We start from the raw sequence: 16,765 nt of genomic DNA, 5'->3' as shown, positions 1-16,765 counted from the left end.
TCCTTCCATTTGCTATTATAAATTGAAACGTACTACAAAGAAAGATTTCTTCCTTCTTCTTTTACAAAATACGTTTACAAAGAAAGAGAAGGTACCTCATTACGAGGTACCTCTTCTTATTTTAAAATATTAGCAATATATGTTTGAAGTTCTTCTACTTTCACTTCTTCAGACTCGCCTGTAGCACGTACTTTCACTTCTACAATACCTTCGTCTGCTTTTTTACCAACTGTCACGCGAACTGGAAGGCCGAATAAATCTGCATCTGCAAATTTAACACCTGCACGTTCTGCACGATCATCTAGTAATACTTCGTACCCTTGTTCTTGTAATGAGTTGTAGATATTTTCACCCATTTCACGTTGTGCATCAGATTTCATATTTACTGGAATTACATGCACATGGAACGGTGCAACAGCTTTTGGCCAAACTAAACCGTTCTCATCATTAAACTGCTCTGCGATTGCTGCCACTGTACGAGATACACCGATACCGTAACAACCCATAATAAGTGGTTTTGTTTTTCCGTTTTCATCTAGGAACGTTGCGTTCATTGCTTCACTATAACGAGTTCCTAATTTGAATACATGACCAACTTCAATTCCACGTGCGAAAAGAATTGTTCCATTTCCATCTGGAGATTGGTCTCCTTCTTGGATGAAGCGTAAATCTGTATATTGACTTACTTTAAAGTCACGTTCTGGATTTACATTTACATAATGGAACCCTTCTTCGTTCGCTCCTGAACATCCGTTGACAATTGATGCTACAGCATGGTCAGCGATAATTTCGATATCCCCTGTAACACCAATCGGTCCTAAAGAACCCACTTCACAGTTTAATAACTCTTTTATTTCTTCATGTGAAGCAAGCTCAACGACTGAAGCTCCGTATACATTCTTCACTTTTACATCATTGACTTCATGATCGCCACGAACAAGTACTACTACTAATTTCGCATCTACTTTAAACACCATAGATTTAATGCATTTTTCCGCTGCGATATTTAAGAATGCAGATACTTCTTCAATAGCTTTTTGATCTGGAGTTGCTACTTTTTCAAGTGCTTTTTCGGCTTCATCACTCTTCGTATACGTAGCAACAACAGGAGCCATTTCAATATTTGCCGCATAATCAGATGTATCAGAATACGCAATTGTATCTTCACCTACATCAGATAACACCATAAATTCGTGTGTATCTTTTCCACCCATTGCTCCAGAATCAGCGATAACTGCACGGAAATTCAAACCACAACGAGCAAAGATATTAGAATACGCTTTGTATAAACCGCTATATACTTCATCCAAACTTTCTTGTGTTGCATGGAAAGAATACGCATCTTTCATTAAAAATTCTCTTCCGCGTAATAAACCGAAACGTGGTCTTTGCTCATCACGGAATTTTGTTTGAATTTGATATAATGTTAATGGTAGTTTTTTGTATGATTTAATTTCATCACGTACAAGATCTGTAATTACTTCCTCATGAGTTGCCCCTAGCGCAAACTCGCGAGCATTACGATCTTTCATACGCATTAATTCTGATCCGTAAGAATACCAACGACCTGATTCTTGCCATAATTCAGAAGCTTGCATAGCTGGCATTAATAGTTCTACTGCCCCTGCGCGCTCCATTTCTTCACGAACAATACGTTCTACTTTGTGTAACACTTTTAAACCAAATGGTAGAAAACTATAAATACCAGAAGCATTTTGACGCATAAACCCTGCGCGAAGTAATAATTGATGACTCTTAATTTCAGCATCTGCTGGAACTTCACGTAATGTAGGACTGAATACCATACTTTGTTTCATTTATTCGCACCTCTTCATTTTACTCTTACACGCAATAAAACCCCTCACCTCGAGTTAGGTGAGGGATTTTATTCTATGAGCTCTATTTCATTATAAACTTCTTCTTATTTTACAAGAAAAACTTACGGATGTCATTCCATGTTACAACTAACATAAGCAACATTAATAATGCAAACCCAATAAAGTGAACCATTCCTTCTTTTTGACGATCAATTGGTTTTCCTCGTAACGCTTCAATTAAGAAGAAGAACAAACGTCCACCGTCTAAAGCTGGGACTGGTAATAAATTAAATAAACCAAGGTTAATACTTAAAACTGCCGCTAAACTTAGTACACGCGTAAATCCATAATCTACAACTTGATCTGTTAGATTATAAATTCCTACTGGACCTGACAACTCATTAATAGAAAATTGACCCGTTACTAATTTCACAAGAGAATCAAAAATTAGTTTCGTCCATTCGTATGTTTGTTCAAACCCTGATTTAATAGAACCCATCACTGTTTTCTCTACAGGAGAATAAACACCAATTCTACCAACTTCGTCTTTTCCTTCTTTATCAAGCGTTGGTGTTACTTTCACATTAAATTGCTCACTATCACGCTTTACATGTAACGTAATTTCTTTATTTGGGTTTTCACGTACAATCGTTACAACATCTTTCCATGTACTAGTGTTCTTCCCATTGATTGCTTGAATCGTATCGTTTTCTTTTAATCCAGCTTGTTCTGCAGCACTATTCTCCATTACTTTTCCAACCATTGGTTTGTCAACAGGAACTCCTTGTACAAATCCAAGAATCACAAAAATAACAAATGCTAGAATAAAGTTCATTGCAGGACCTGCAAAGATTGTTAGAGCACGTTGGCCCAATTTTTTAGAGCCAAATTGTCTATTGTACGGAGCGATTTGAATTTCTTCTCCCGCAGAAATGATACGAGCTTTTTCATTCACTCGGAATGTTTGCAGCTCTTCCTCGTACTCTTCATAACCCAAAATTGTAAGATTATGCTCTAAATCAGCTTGTTCGACTTCAATGACACGAACATTTGGATATTTTTCATGTCCGTCAAAAACTAATTTCACAACTTCGTCTTTTTCATTTAATACAAGTCCAACCTTTTTTCCAGGTTTTAACTCAACTGTGTCCGCATCCTCGCCAGCCATTCTTACATAGCCACCAAGGGGCAGTAATCGAATCGTATACACCGTTTCATTCTTTTCAAATGAGAATATTTTCGGACCAAAACCAATCGCAAACTCGCGGCACAAAATACCTGCTCTTTTTGCGAAATATAGATGCCCTAGCTCATGGAAAAATACGAGTGCACCGAAAATTAATATAAAGGCAATCGCTGTATTCAATTCCATAACCACCTTTGCTAAATTTGTTCCATCACAAACCGTCTTGTGGCTGCGTCAATTTCCTGAATTTCCTCTAAGCTCGGACGTGCAATGACAGTGTGATGGTGCATTGCTTTTTCAATGAGGTCTTCCACTGTTAAGAAACCAATTCTCTTTTGTAAAAAAGCTTCAACAGCTACTTCATTTGCCGCGTTCATTACAGCCGGCATACTTCCACCTGTCTTTCCAGCTTCATACGCAAAACGTAGACAACGGAAACGCTCTTGATTCATTTTCTCAAAATGCAATGTTCCCATTTCCCATAAATTTAACTGTTTCGTGTCTGAAAGAGGCAATCTATCAGGATATGTAAGCGCGTATTGAATCGGTACTCGCATATCAGGTGAGCCAAGCTGTGCCATTACACTACGATCTTCAAATTCAACCATAGAATGAATAATACTTTCTTTATGTAGAACAACATCGATTTGCTCATAAGGGATACCAAAAAGCCAGTGTGCTTCAATTACTTCTAGCCCCTTATTCATCATTGTAGCAGAATCAATTGTAATTTTCGAACCCATTGACCAGTTTGGATGACGAAGTGCATCTTCTACGGTCACTTGATGCAATTCATCTCTCGTTTTATCACGAAAACTTCCGCCTGAAGCAGTTATAATTAAGCGAGAGATTCTTTTTTCATTTTCACCATTCAAGCATTGAAAAATAGCTGAATGTTCACTGTCTACTGGAAGTAACGATACATTATGTTTTCGTGCTGCTTCCATTACAAGATGCCCTGCAGTTACTAACGTTTCTTTATTTGCAATTCCAATTGTTTTTTTCGCCTCAATTGCGCGGAGTGTCGGTAACAACCCTACGCTACCTACAACAGCATTCACTACAATTTCTGTATCTGGGTGCAGCGCTACTTCTAATAAGCCTTCGCTACCATATACTACTTTTGTATTACCAGAAACAGCTTGTAATTTTAAAACATCTTCCTCTCTTTGCACAGAGACAATTTGCGGGGAAAATTCTTGAATTACCTTTACTGCATAATCAACATTTTTCCCTACAGAAAAAGCAACGAGACGGAATTGGTCTGGGTGCGAGCGTAACACATCTAATGTTTGTGTACCAATTGATCCGCTTGCACCTAGTAAACTAATGTTTTTCATGACTCCAACCCCTCGTTCATTTATTAATTGTATTGTAATAAGAAGTATAGAATTGGTAACACAAATAACCAACTATCTGTTCGATCTAAAATACCACCATGTCCAGGTAAAATTGTACCTGAATCCTTTACACCATAATGGCGTTTAAATGCAGATTGCACTAAATCACCAATTTGTCCAAAAATAGAAATGATAATCGTCAGAACGATTAAAACTCCTACATTCGCTTCAACTGGGAAGAACATATTGTAAACAAGTGCAACAACAATTCCACAAACAATACCGCCTAATGAACCTTCAATCGTTTTATTCGGACTAATTTCTGGCCATAATTTTCTTTTTCCAAATGCTTTCCCTATGAAATATGCACCTGAATCAGTTGCCCATATGACAAATAGTGCACAGAACACATATTTGATTCCTAATATTCTCGTTTCATTTAAATATAAGAATCCCATTCCAACATATGTCGTTGCCATAAGTAAAAATGAAGCATTGTCAAAAGTAAATGTATTCTTAGAAAGGACTGTATATGATAAAAGTAATAAAACAATCACAAATGTGATTTCTAATTTACCTAACCCAATCCACGTAAACAGTTCTGATGCACTACTCGGAATTAAAATAATCCACAATAATACTGCAGCTAAAACTGTTGGTACCGAAATAAGCGTAAGCTTGTTCATACGAATTAATTCATATAAACCTATAGAAGCAAGTGCATACACTAAAACTGTAAAAGGCACGCCACCGTAAATTACGATGGGAATGAATAGCGCGGCAGCAATCACTCCAGTAATAATTCTCTGTTTCACTACCAAACCCTCTCTTTCTACACGCCTCCGAATCTGCGCCCTCTATGTTGAAAGTCTGTAATCGCATTTAGCAAATGTTCCTCGGTAAAATCTGGCCAATACACATCTGTAAACCAAAATTCCGAATAAGCAATTTGCCATAACATGAAATTACTAATACGTAGCTCTCCGCTTGTACGGATTAACAACTCTGGATCAGGTAAAGAACTCGTCATTAAGTAAGAAGAAATCTTTTCTTCACTTATTTCTTCCGAACGAATTTTTCCTTCCTCACTATCTTTCATCATATGTTGCACAGCAGAAACGATTTCATCTCGACTTCCATAGTTTAACGCGAAATTAAGAATTAATCCCGTATTCTCTTTCGTATCTTCCATGGCTTTTTCCATCGCTCTGCGCGTATGCGTAGGAAGACGATCTTTTTGCCCTATTACTCGGACTTGTACGTTTTCTTCAATCAACTCTGGTAAAAATGCACCTAAAAATTCTTCTGGAAGCTTCATCAAATAATCAACTTCTTTTTTCGGTCTTTTCCAGTTCTCAGTCGAAAAAGCATAAAGAGTTAATACTTTCACATCAAGCTTACTTGCAAATTTTGTGATTTTCTTCACAACTTGCATACCTTCATGATGACCAGCAATGCGAGGCATGGCTCTTCTCTTTGCCCATCTTCCATTACCATCCATAATAATAGCAATATGTTCTGGGATATATCCTTTTTTCACTTTTTCAATGAGATGATCAAACGATGTGACCTTTTTACTTTTAAAAAAAGGAAACTTTTTAAACATCATTCATACCCTCCAACAAGCAGACGTATGCCTAAAAGTGTAAAAAGACCCCCTTAAGAAGAGGGTCATATTTGCGAAATTATCGCTATTACACTTCCATAATTTCTTTTTCTTTGTTTTTTGCGATTTCGTCAACTTTTGCAATATATTTATCTGTTTCTTTTTGGATATCTTCAGTATATCCTCTTAAATCATCTTCTGTAATGTCGCCAGCTTTTTCAAGCTTCTTAAGGTCATCATTACTGTCACGACGTACGTTACGAACAGCAACTTTTGCTTCCTCAGCATATTTCTTCACAACTTTTACAAGATCGCGACGACGCTCTTCTGTTAATGCAGGGAATGCAATACGAATTACAGTTCCATCATTAGAAGGGTTTAAGCCTAAATCTGCTTTTAAAATTGCTTTTTCAATATCACCGATAGAAGTTTTATCATAAGGTTGAATTACAAGCAAACGTGCTTCTGGAACTGTAATGTTCGCTAATTGCACAACTGGTGTTGGTGCACCATAGTAATCAACTTGTACCTTATCTAATACAGACGAGCTTGCACGACCAGCGCGAACTGTTGCTAATTCACGAGAATAAGCAGCAACTGCTTTTTCCATTTTTTCATTTGAAGACTTCAATACTTGTTGTCCCATAATTTATTTCCCCCTTACAACTGTTCCAATATTTTCGCCTAAAACGGCACGTTTAATGTTACCTTTTTCCATAACCGAGAATACAATTAATGAAATATCATTATCCATACATAAAGAAGAAGCTGTAGAATCCATTACACCTAAACCTGCTTTTAATACATCTAAGTAAGTAAGTGTTTCGTATTTCGTAGCTGTTGGGTCAATAGATGGATCTGCACTATATACGCCATCCACATTATTTTTCGCCATTAAAATAACGTCCGCTTCGATTTCAGCTGCACGTAATGCTGCTGTTGTATCTGTAGAGAAGTATGGGTTACCTGTACCTGCAGCAAAGATAACAACACGTTTTTTCTCTAAGTGACGAATTGCTTTACGACGAATGTAAGGCTCTGCCACTTGACGCATCTCAATTGAAGTTTGTACGCGAGTTTGAATTCCAATATTCTCTAAGCTATCTTGAAGAGCTAATGAATTCATAACTGTTGCTAACATGCCCATGTAATCTGCTCCTGCACGATCCATGCCCATTTCGCTTCCAATTTTCCCACGCCAAATGTTACCGCCACCAACAACAACAGCAACCTCTACATCAAGTTCTGCAATTTCTTTCACTTGTTCCGCAACTGACTTAATAACAGCTGGGTTAATTCCAAATCCTTGCTCGCCAGCTAAAGCTTCTCCGCTCAGCTTTAAAACGACACGATTATATTTCGGTTTACTCATAATGAACCTCCAATTGCTTACATCTTTATTTTAAAAAAGGGAACACAATGTGTTCCCTAATCTGTATTAGTTGTTACCTTTTACTTGGTTCATTACTTCTTCAGCAAAGTTGTCTTCGCGTTTTTCGATACCTTCACCAACAGCGTAGCGAACGAATCCTTTTAATGTTCCGCCTTTAGACTCAACGAATTGACGAACTTTCATGTCAGGATTCTTAACGAATGTTTGGTCAAGTAAGCAAATCTCTTCAAAGAATTTGCCAAGACGACCTTCTACCATTTTCGCAACGATTTTTTCAGGCTTGCCTTCGTTTAAAGCTTGTTGTGTTAATACTTGACGCTCATGCTCAACTTCTTCAGCTGTTACAGCATCGCGGTCGATGTATTTAGGGTTAACTGCTGCGATGTGCATTGCTACATCTTTAGCAGCTGCTTCGTCAGTAGAACCTTCAAGAACTGTTAATACACCAATACGTCCACCCATGTGTAGGTAAGCGCCGAATGCATCAGCATCAGTTTTTGATACGATTTCGAAACGACGAAGTGTAAGTTTTTCACCAATTTTAGCGATTGCTTCGTTGATGTGCTCTTCTACTGTTTTGCCGCCTTCGATTGTTTGAGCCATAGCTTCTTCAACGTTAGCAGGTTTGTTAGCTAATAAGTGAGCAGCTAATTCTTTAATTAACGCTTGGAAACCTTCGTTTTTCGCAACGAAATCAGTCTCAGAGTTTAATTCTAAGATTAAACCTTCGTTACCGTTTGTTTCGATGAAAGTTAAACCTTCAGCAGCGATGCGGTCTGCTTTTTTAGCAGCTTTCGCAATACCTTTTTCACGTAAGAAGTCAATTGCTTTCTCCATGTCGCCGTTAGTTTCTGTTAAAGCTTTTTTGCAGTCCATCATACCTGCGCCAGTTTTTTCGCGAAGTTCTTTTACCATTTGTGCAGTGATTGCCATATTTTTCATCCTCCTAAAATATGTATTTATACCTTTTATAAAGGTGTTTATACCTTAAAAAAGGTGATAAAAGGCCGAACCCCTTATCACCTTTCCAAATTTGTTACGCAGTAACAGTTTCTTCACCTTGTTTTGTTTCAAGGATCGCGTCTGCCATTTTAGATGTAAGAAGTTTTACAGCACGAATTGCATCATCGTTTGCTGGAATAACGTGATCGATTTCGTCCGGATCACAGTTTGTATCAACGATACCGATGATTGGAATGTGTAATTTGCGTGCTTCAGCAACTGCAATACGCTCTTTACGAGGGTCTACTATGAATAATGCACTTGGAAGACCTTTCATATCTTTAATACCGCCTAAGAATTTCTCAAGACGCTCTAACTCTTTTTTAAGTTGAACAACTTCTTTCTTAGGAAGTACTTCGAAAGTACCATCTTCTTGCATTCTTTCGATATCTTTAAGACGCTTGATACGCTTTTGGATTGTTTGGAAGTTTGTTAAAGTTCCACCTAACCAACGTTGGTTAACGAAGTACATACCAGCACGAGTTGCTTCTTCTTTAATAGCTTCTTGTGCTTGTTTTTTAGTACCTACGAATAAAATGTCTCCACCTTCAGCAGCGATGTCACGCATCGTTCTGTAAGCTTCCTCAACTTTTTTCACAGTTTTTTGTAAGTCGATGATGTAGATACCGTTACGCTCTGTGAAGATGTAACGCTTCATTTTTGGGTTCCAACGACGAGTTTGATGTCCGAAATGAACACCAGCTTCAAGCAATTGTTTCATAGAAATTACTGACATAATTTAGTTCCTCCTAAATGGTTTTTTTGATATCCTCCGTTTACTTCATCTCTAAGCGAAACTACGAACGTAGCACCAACACTTAAATCAGTAAACGTGTGTACTTTGTACTGACACCACTGCTTACTATATCATACTGAAATATTACAATCAAGTCGAAAATGCGAACAATGTAAAACTTTCTTTTTTTCACGCTCAAATCCTAGTATTACCAACCTTCAATTCCTTTAAGCAAGGAATTGAAGGTTAATTAATAGTTTTCTAATGAATGTTGTCATGACGCCTTACGTAAGCAAAATCATTCACTTAAAAAAACAAAAAACTCTCCTCAAGCGAGGAGAGTTTTTTTATAAATTAGTTTGTTTTTAATTTAGCAAGTTCCTGTAGAAACTTGTCGTTTAGCACTTTAATGTATGTTCCTTTCATACCTAAAGAGCGAGACTCAATAACACCAGCACTTTCTAATTTACGTAGTGCATTTACGATTACCGAACGAGTAATTCCTACGCGATCAGCAATTTTACTTGCAACAAGTAAACCTTCTGTTCCATTTAATTCTTCGAAGATATGCTCGATTGCTTCTAACTCACTGTAAGATAATGAGCTAATCGCCATTTGAACAACAGCTTTACTACGTGCTTCCTCTTCGATTTCTTCTGCTTTTTCACGTAAGATTTCCATACCTACAACAGTTGAGCTGTATTCAGCAAGAATTAAATCATCGTCTAAGAACTCTTGACCAAGACGAGCTAATACTAGTGTACCTAGACGCTCACCGCCACCAACGATTGGTACGATTGTAGTTAAACCTTGACCGAATAATTCTCTATTTTCTACTGGGAATGCTGTGTAGTCACTATCCACACCTAAATTTGAAGATGTTTCTGTAACATTGAATAAACTTTGCGTATACTCTTCTGGGAATTGACGCTCTGCAAGCATGTGCTTCATACGTTCGTTTTCGATTTGTTGGTGAATCGCATATCCTAATAATTTACCGCGACGACTTACAACGAACACGTTCGCTTCAATTACTTCACACATTGTGTCAGACATCTCTCTAAAGTTTACAGGCTTTCCTGCTGCGCTCTGTAATAACGCATTTAATTTTCTCGTTTTTGCTAATAATTCCATTTCAAAATTTCCTCCTACATGTTACTTACATATTTTTTCATCACTTGGAAACTAGGGCGAGTCACCTGATGACACTATTACAAAATAAACTGGCTCACATCTTTATTTTTAGCTATTGTCGCTAATTTTTCCTCAACATATTGAGGTGTTATCGTTATTTTCTCTAACGTAATTTCAGATGCCTCAAACGATAAATCTTCAAGGAGCTTCTCCATAACAGTATGAAGTCTTCTCGCTCCAATATTATCTGTATCCTGATTAACTTGATAAGCAATCTCAGCAATCTTACGAATAGCTTCGTCTGAAAATTCAATTTCTATACCTTCAGTCGCTAATAACGCCGTGTACTGTTTAATTAGCGCATTGTCAGGCTCGATTAATATTTTAACAAAATCATCCGCCGATAATTTTGTTAATTCTACTCGAATCGGAAATCTCCCTTGCAATTCCGGAATTAAATCCGACGGTTTAGACATATGGAACGCTCCAGCTGCAACAAATAAAATATAATCCGTTTTTACTGATCCGTATTTCGTTGCTACATTCGATCCTTCTACAATCGGTAAAATGTCACGTTGCACACCTTCACGCGATACATCTACGCTATTCGACTGCTTACCAGCAATTTTGTCAATTTCATCGATAAAAATAATCCCGAGCTGTTCAGCACGATAAACAGCCTCTTGTGTAACTTCATCCATATCAATTAAGCGCTGTGCCTCTTCATTTGTCAAGAGTTTTCTTGCTTCTTTTACAGAAAGTTTACGTTTTTTCGTTTTTTTCGGCATGATACTTCCTAGTGCATCTTGGAAATTCATTCCCATTTGCTCCATGCCAGTTCCTTGCAACATATCAAACATAGAAGACTGTTGTTCCGTCACTTCGATCGATATCACTTCATCTTCAAGAAGGCCTGCCGCAAGCTTTCTTTCCACATCTTGACGTTTCTTTTCGATTTCATCATCTTCCTGCGCATCAGATGTTTGGTTTGAATTTTGATTACCACCAAAAAGCATTTCTAATGGATTTTTAAATCCAGATTGCTTCTCCGGACTCGGCACTAAAATTTCAACAAGACGTTGATTCGCTTGCTCTTCTGCTTTATCTTGAACTTTAACTACCATTTCCTCTTTCACAATGCGAACAGACGTTTCAACAAGGTCACGGACCATCGACTCTACATCTCGACCCACATATCCAACTTCTGTAAATTTCGTCGCTTCAACCTTAATAAAAGGTGCTCCAACGAGTTTCGCCATTCGCCGTGCTACCTCTGTTTTACCAACACCTGTCGGTCCAATCATTAAAATGTTTTTAGGTGCAATTTCATCACGTAAATTTTCAACTAATTTACTGCGACGGTATCGATTTCGTAGAGCTACAGCAACCGCTTTCTTTGCATCTTTTTGACCGATGATGTATTGATCTAATTTTTCCACAATTTGACGCGGAGTAAAATGTAAATGCATATAAAATGCCTCCCTTACGATTCTACAATTCTTCAACAATTATGTTGTGGTTCGTATAAACACAAATATCGCCTGCAATTTCTAAACTGGCCTTCGCAATTTGTTTCGCTGTTAAATGTTCACTTGCATGTTGCTTTAAAGCACGACCAGCAGCAAGTGCATAATGTCCGCCTGAACCAATTGCTAAAATACCATCATCTGGTTCAATCACTTCTCCTGTACCTGAAACAAGGAGCATCGTTGTTTTATCCATGACAATGAGCATTGCTTCTAGCTGACGTAGCATTTTATCACCACGCCATTGTTTCGCCATCTCAACTGCAGCACGCTGCAAGTTGCCATTATACTCTTCTAATTTCCCTTCAAACATTTCAAAAAGAGTAAATGCATCAGCAACTGATCCTGCAAAACCAGCTAAAACTTTCCCTTGGAAAAGTTTGCGAACTTTGCGAGCTGTATGTTTCATTACAACAGCATTCCCCATCGTTACCTGACCATCTCCAGCCATTGCACATTCTCCATTATGATGAACTGCAAATATCGTTGTAGCGTGGAAATTTCCCATAGAAAAAACTCCTTTATATGTTTTTATAGCCTTAAAAGCAATTTATGCCCGCGGGTGATGCTTCATGTACACAGAACGCAATCTTTCTTTAGAGACATGCGTATAAATTTGTGTGGTTGACAAATTCTCATGACCTAATAGCTCCTGCACAGTACGTAAATCCGCTCCTTCATCCAACATATGTGTAGCAAATGTATGCCTTAACATATGGGGACTTATCCGCATTGTAAGTGAAGCTTTCTTAATGAGTTCGTTCAAAACATAACGTACACCCTGATCTGTTAACGGCTTACCTTTCGCATTTAAAAATACCATATGAGATTGTTCTTCAGTCTTTTGAGCTAACTGTTTTCTCCCGTTCTCTATATAAGTAATTAAAGCATCTTGTGCATAGCTTCCGAACGGAATATATCTTTGTTTTTTCCCTTTTCCCATCACTAAAATTGTTCCCACTGCAAAGTCAATGTCGGTAAGTTGCAAATTAACGCATTCGCTTACACGAATCCCAGTTGCATACATCAACTCTAATAAAGCTTGATTCCTTTGACCGAGTGGCGCCCCTGTATCAGAAACTTCAAACAATTCCTCTAACTCTTCAGCATATAAAAACTTTGGGATTGACAATTCTTTCTTGGGAAGTGACGCAAGTGCAAACGGATTATCTTTTTGATAACCTTCACGCATCAAAAAACGATATAAACTTCGTAAGCTTGATACTTTCCTTGCGACAGATTTACGGGCTAACTTCTGATCGTGCAACGTCGTCAAGTATAAACGAACATCCGCGTATGTAACATCTAAAAAAGAGGATATGCCTTCTCGCTCCATAAATTGCACAAAATGTTCTAAATCATTTTGATAACTTGCAATTGTATATTTTGAATAATTTCTTTCAATTTGTAAATATCCAACGAATAATTGTAACAATTTCTTCACATTCACATCCATATAATTCACCTCAATAAAGGCTACTAAATCGTATCACAACTTAGTAGCCTTTGCAAGAAATTTAATTAAATATTTACAAAATTTTGAATTGTTTCCAAAGCGCGTGTAGCATATGCTTCATTTCGCTCTTGTTTCTTTTTAATTTTCTTCTCTAACGGTGTAAATAAACCAAAGTTTGCATTCATTGGCTGGAAGTTTTTCGCATTTGTCGCAGTAATATAATTTGCCATACTTCCCATTGCAGTTACAGGTGGTAATACAACTGGCTCTTCACCTTGTACAAGTCGAGCAGCGTTAATACCCGCTAATAATCCTGATGCTGCTGATTCAACATAACCCTCTACACCAGTCATTTGACCAGCGAAGAATAAATCATCACGTTGTTTATATTGATATGTTGGACGAAGCAAATTAGGCGAATTAATAAACGTATTACGATGCATTACACCATAACGTACAATCTCTGCGTTTTCTAGTCCTGGAATTAGCTGTAACACTTCTTTTTGTGGCCCCCACTTTAAATGTGTTTGGAAGCCTACAATATTATATAATGTTCCTGCTGCATCATCTTGACGTAACTGAACAACCGCATACGGTGTTTTCCCTGTTTTCGGATCTTCTAACCCAACAGGCTTCATCGGTCCAAATACTAACGTCTGTCTTCCTCTACTTGCCATAACTTCTACTGGCATACAACCTTCAAAGAAAATTTCTTTTTCAAATTCTTTTAAAGGCACTGTCTCAGCAGCAATTAAAGCCTCATAAAAACGATCAAACTCTTCTTCTGTCATTGGACAGTTTAAATATGCCGCTTCACCTTTATCATAACGGGATTTTAAATATACTTTATTCATGTCAATGCTGTCTTTCTCAACGATTGGCGCTGCAGCATCATAGAAATAAAAATAATCTTCACCTGTTAGTTTTTTTAATTGTGCAGAAAGATCCGGAGACGTAAGTGGACCTGTCGCAATAACAGTTGGTCCCTCTGGAATTTCAGTGATTTCCTCATTCATTACAGTTACGTTCGGATGATTTTTCACATATTCAGTCACTTTCGCCGCGAATTCATGACGGTCTACAGCTAAGGCACCTCCTGCTGGTACAGAGCACTCATCAGCTGCACGAATAATGACAGAATCCATTAGACGCATTTCTTCTTTAATAACACCAACAGCATTTGTCAATGTGTTTGCGCGAAGTGAGTTACTACATACTAATTCAGCAAATTTATCTGTATGATGAGCTGGTGTTTGCCTTACTGGTCTCATTTCATATAATTTTACTTGGACACCACGCTTTGCAATTTGGTAAGCTGCTTCGCTTCCTGCAAGACCTGCGCCAATGACGTTTACTACTTGTGTTGTCATATATATCACCTTTCCTTTTCTTCCCGAAAAAAATGTGAGCAGTTACGCTCACATTTGTTGTTCTTCTTCATAATCACACGAAATACATTGTACTTGCACGCCTTTTTTTAACTTTTTCTCTACGAGCATACCTTCACACTTCGGACATTTACGACCAATCGGCTTATCCCAAGATACAAAGTCACATTCTGGATACGTACCGCATCCGTAGAAAAGGCGTTTCTTTTTATTACTACGGCGTTCAATAATTTGCCCTTTATCACACTTCGGACAAGTAACACCGATTTCTTTTACAATCGGTTTTGTATTACGACATTCCGGGAAATTTGAACAAGCCATAAACTTCCCATATTTACCCATTTTAAAGACCATCGGGTGACTACATAATTGACAGTCTTCCCCAGCTGGTTCATCTTTAATTTCCACTTCACGCATTTCTTTTTCCGCTTTTTCTAAGCGCGGTTCAAATCCTACGTAGAAATCATCAACAATTTTCACCCAATTTGCATTTCCTTCTTCTACTTCATCAAGGCTTTGCTCCATATTGGCAGTAAATTCAATGTTAATAATTTCTGGGAAAAACTCTAAAATAAGTTCGATTACTATTCCACCAAGCTCAGTCGGAACGAAGCGTTTATTATCTAAAGCAACGTATCCTCGTTTTTGGATTGTTTCAAGTGTCGGTACATAAGTAGACGGTCTCCCAATTCCAAGCTCTTCAAGTGTTCTTACTAGACGAGCCTCTGTGTAACGCGGCGGAGGCTGTGTGTAATGTTGCTTTGGTTCTATATCTTTTGAAAATACAGTTTCACCTACTTCTAACGGTGGCAACATCTTATCCTTTTCTTCCGCACCATCATCTTTCGACTCTACGTACACTTTCATAAATCCTGGGAACTTTACAACTGATCCACTTGCACGGAACTGAACATTGTTATTAATGAGTTTCGCTGTAACAGTATCCATTATAGCAGATGCCATTTGACTTGCAACAAATCGCTCCCAAATCAGTTTATACAAACGGAGTTGATCACGACTTAAGAAACTTTTTAGTTCCTCTGGCTTTCTCATTACCGAAGTAGGACGAATCGCCTCATGCGCATCTTGTGCTTTCGACTTTTTCGTTTCTTTCCTCTTCTCTGTTCCTATGTATTCCGCACCAAACGCCTCAGTAATGTAATCACGAGCCTCTGTTTGAGCTGTTTCTGAGATACGTGTTGAATCAGTTCTCATATACGTAATAAGACCTACAGTCCCTTGTTTTCCAAGATCTATCCCTTCATACAGCTGCTGTGCAAGCATCATTGTTTTCTTTGCTCGCATATTTAACTTACGCGCTGCCTCTTGTTGCAAGGAAGATGTTGTAAACGGTAATGCAGGGTTACGCTTTCGCTCTTTTCGCGTTACATTTTCAACCGAAAACGCATTGTCTTTCATCTTTTCGATTATTTCGTTCACTTGTGCTTCGTTCGTTAATTGAACTTTTTCACCATCTACACCGTAAAAGCTTGCTTCAAATGTGTCTTTCCCTTTCACAAATTCTGTTTTAATTGTCCAAAATTCTTCAGGTTCAAAACTTTGAATTTCTTTTTCACGTTCGATGATTAAACGAACTGCTACAGATTGTACGCGTCCTGCACTTAATCCTTTTTTTACTTTCTTCCATAATAAAGGACTGATATTGTAACCAACAAGACGATCGAGTATACGCCTTGCCTGTTGTGCATCTACTAAATCCATATTAATTGCACGAGGATATTTAAATGATTCTTTTATTGCATCTTTTGTAATCTCATTAAATACAACTCGGCAATCTGATTCAACGTCCACATTTAACGTATTTGCTAAATGCCAAGCAATTGCTTCTCCTTCACGATCCGGATCGGCCGCGAGATAGACTTTCTTTGCTTTTTTTGCCGCTGATTTTAAATCTTTTAAAACGGGACCCTTACCACGAATGGTAATATACTTCGGAGTGAAGTTATTCTTTACTTCTATCCCCATTTGGCTTTTAGGTAAATCGCGGACATGTCCCATGGACGCGACGACTTTGTATTTTTTCCCTAAATATTTTTCAATGGTCTTCGCCTTAGAAGGCGACTCCACGATTACGAGGTAATCTGACATGCTAGTGCCTCCTTAAGAGGTGGATTCAAGTCTTCATCAATCTTATTGATTTCTCTTGTTTTTGTCAATCAA

The 16,765-nt window shown here is 37.9% G+C and carries 15 protein-coding genes; all 15 read right to left on the bottom strand.

Annotated features, from left to right (window positions below; translation table 11 throughout):
• Positions 1 to 116: 116 nt before the first annotated feature.
• Positions 117 to 1,817, bottom strand: coding sequence for a proline--tRNA ligase (locus SB773_RS10345; RefSeq protein ID WP_078175371.1), 1,701 nt, complete (start codon positions 1,815 to 1,817; stop codon positions 117 to 119).
• 109 nt (positions 1,818 to 1,926) lie between these two features.
• Entirely contained in the window at positions 1,927 to 3,183 is a 1,257-nt protein-coding gene (rseP, locus tag SB773_RS10340; RefSeq protein ID WP_002088169.1) for an RIP metalloprotease RseP, read from the bottom strand.
• 17 nt (positions 3,184 to 3,200) lie between these two features.
• The gene (gene dxr / locus SB773_RS10335; RefSeq protein WP_002014547.1) at positions 3,201 to 4,343 is read right to left on the bottom strand and encodes a 1-deoxy-D-xylulose-5-phosphate reductoisomerase; all 1,143 of its coding nucleotides are present in this window, start codon (positions 4,341 to 4,343) and stop codon (positions 3,201 to 3,203) included.
• A gap of 23 nt (positions 4,344 to 4,366) precedes the next feature.
• Positions 4,367 to 5,158, bottom strand: a complete 792-nt coding sequence (gene cdsA / locus SB773_RS10330) for a phosphatidate cytidylyltransferase (protein ID WP_002088171.1) — start codon at positions 5,156 to 5,158, stop codon at positions 4,367 to 4,369.
• 17 nt (positions 5,159 to 5,175) lie between these two features.
• Positions 5,176 to 5,952: an undecaprenyl pyrophosphate synthase gene (uppS, locus tag SB773_RS10325; protein ID WP_002014545.1), complete on the bottom strand. Its 777-nt coding sequence runs from the start codon at positions 5,950 to 5,952 to the stop codon at positions 5,176 to 5,178.
• An 85-nt stretch (positions 5,953 to 6,037) separates the two neighbouring features.
• On the bottom strand, positions 6,038 to 6,595 hold the full coding sequence (gene frr, locus SB773_RS10320) for a ribosome recycling factor (RefSeq protein ID WP_000531506.1): 558 nt from the start codon (positions 6,593 to 6,595) through the stop codon (positions 6,038 to 6,040).
• A gap of 3 nt (positions 6,596 to 6,598) precedes the next feature.
• Positions 6,599 to 7,321, bottom strand: coding sequence for a UMP kinase (gene pyrH / locus SB773_RS10315; protein ID WP_002014544.1), 723 nt, complete (start codon positions 7,319 to 7,321; stop codon positions 6,599 to 6,601).
• A gap of 66 nt (positions 7,322 to 7,387) precedes the next feature.
• On the bottom strand, positions 7,388 to 8,275 hold the full coding sequence (tsf, locus tag SB773_RS10310) for a translation elongation factor Ts (protein WP_002088177.1): 888 nt from the start codon (positions 8,273 to 8,275) through the stop codon (positions 7,388 to 7,390).
• Positions 8,276 to 8,378: 103 nt separating this feature from the next.
• On the bottom strand, positions 8,379 to 9,080 hold the full coding sequence (gene rpsB / locus SB773_RS10305; protein WP_002088178.1) for a 30S ribosomal protein S2: 702 nt from the start codon (positions 9,078 to 9,080) through the stop codon (positions 8,379 to 8,381).
• A gap of 354 nt (positions 9,081 to 9,434) precedes the next feature.
• Positions 9,435 to 10,214: a GTP-sensing pleiotropic transcriptional regulator CodY gene (gene codY / locus SB773_RS10300; protein ID WP_002014541.1), complete on the bottom strand. Its 780-nt coding sequence runs from the start codon at positions 10,212 to 10,214 to the stop codon at positions 9,435 to 9,437.
• Between the two features lie 77 nt (positions 10,215 to 10,291).
• Positions 10,292 to 11,683, bottom strand: coding sequence for an ATP-dependent protease ATPase subunit HslU (gene hslU / locus SB773_RS10295; RefSeq protein WP_002014539.1), 1,392 nt, complete (start codon positions 11,681 to 11,683; stop codon positions 10,292 to 10,294).
• 22 nt (positions 11,684 to 11,705) lie between these two features.
• On the bottom strand, positions 11,706 to 12,248 hold the full coding sequence (gene hslV / locus SB773_RS10290) for an ATP-dependent protease proteolytic subunit HslV (protein WP_002014538.1): 543 nt from the start codon (positions 12,246 to 12,248) through the stop codon (positions 11,706 to 11,708).
• A 42-nt stretch (positions 12,249 to 12,290) separates the two neighbouring features.
• Positions 12,291 to 13,190 (bottom strand): tyrosine recombinase XerC, encoded by a 900-nt coding sequence (gene xerC / locus SB773_RS10285; protein ID WP_078175468.1) that lies wholly within the window; start codon positions 13,188 to 13,190, stop codon positions 12,291 to 12,293.
• Between the two features lie 71 nt (positions 13,191 to 13,261).
• Positions 13,262 to 14,566 carry an FADH(2)-oxidizing methylenetetrahydrofolate--tRNA-(uracil(54)-C(5))-methyltransferase TrmFO gene (gene trmFO / locus SB773_RS10280; RefSeq protein ID WP_002066796.1) on the bottom strand — a complete coding sequence of 435 codons (1,305 nt, stop codon included), beginning with the start codon at positions 14,564 to 14,566 and terminating at the stop codon, positions 13,262 to 13,264.
• 48 nt (positions 14,567 to 14,614) lie between these two features.
• Positions 14,615 to 16,693, bottom strand: coding sequence for a type I DNA topoisomerase (gene topA / locus SB773_RS10275; protein ID WP_410589776.1), 2,079 nt, complete (start codon positions 16,691 to 16,693; stop codon positions 14,615 to 14,617).
• Positions 16,694 to 16,765: the final 72 nt, after the last annotated feature.

The sequence above is a fragment of the Bacillus sp. SIMBA_074 genome, assembly GCF_046534555.1.
In the GTDB taxonomy this organism is placed as follows: domain Bacteria; phylum Bacillota; class Bacilli; order Bacillales; family Bacillaceae_G; genus Bacillus_A; species Bacillus_A mycoides.
This window is presented reverse-complemented; position numbering and strand designations above follow the sequence as displayed.

Bases quoted from the DNA above. Each gene is read 5' to 3' on its own strand.
- codY (WP_002014541.1), bottom strand. From the start codon at position 10,214: ATGGAATTATTAGCAAAAACGAGAAAATTAAATGCGTTATTACAGAGC.
- tsf (WP_002088177.1), bottom strand. From the start codon at position 8,275: ATGGCAATCACTGCACAAATGGTAAAAGAACTTCGCGAAAAAACTGGC.
- hslU (WP_002014539.1), bottom strand. From the start codon at position 11,683: ATGCATTTACATTTTACTCCGCGTCAAATTGTGGAAAAATTAGATCAA.
- uppS (WP_002014545.1), bottom strand. From the start codon at position 5,952: ATGATGTTTAAAAAGTTTCCTTTTTTTAAAAGTAAAAAGGTCACATCG.
- topA (WP_410589776.1), bottom strand. From the start codon at position 16,693: ATGTCAGATTACCTCGTAATCGTGGAGTCGCCTTCTAAGGCGAAGACC.
- frr (WP_000531506.1), bottom strand. From the start codon at position 6,595: ATGGGACAACAAGTATTGAAGTCTTCAAATGAAAAAATGGAAAAAGCA.
- trmFO (WP_002066796.1), bottom strand. From the start codon at position 14,566: ATGACAACACAAGTAGTAAACGTCATTGGCGCAGGTCTTGCAGGAAGC.
- pyrH (WP_002014544.1), bottom strand. From the start codon at position 7,321: ATGAGTAAACCGAAATATAATCGTGTCGTTTTAAAGCTGAGCGGAGAA.
- SB773_RS10345 (WP_078175371.1), bottom strand. From the start codon at position 1,817: ATGAAACAAAGTATGGTATTCAGTCCTACATTACGTGAAGTTCCAGCA.
- hslV (WP_002014538.1), bottom strand. From the start codon at position 12,248: ATGGGAAATTTCCACGCTACAACGATATTTGCAGTTCATCATAATGGA.
- dxr (WP_002014547.1), bottom strand. From the start codon at position 4,343: ATGAAAAACATTAGTTTACTAGGTGCAAGCGGATCAATTGGTACACAA.
- rpsB (WP_002088178.1), bottom strand. From the start codon at position 9,080: ATGTCAGTAATTTCTATGAAACAATTGCTTGAAGCTGGTGTTCATTTC.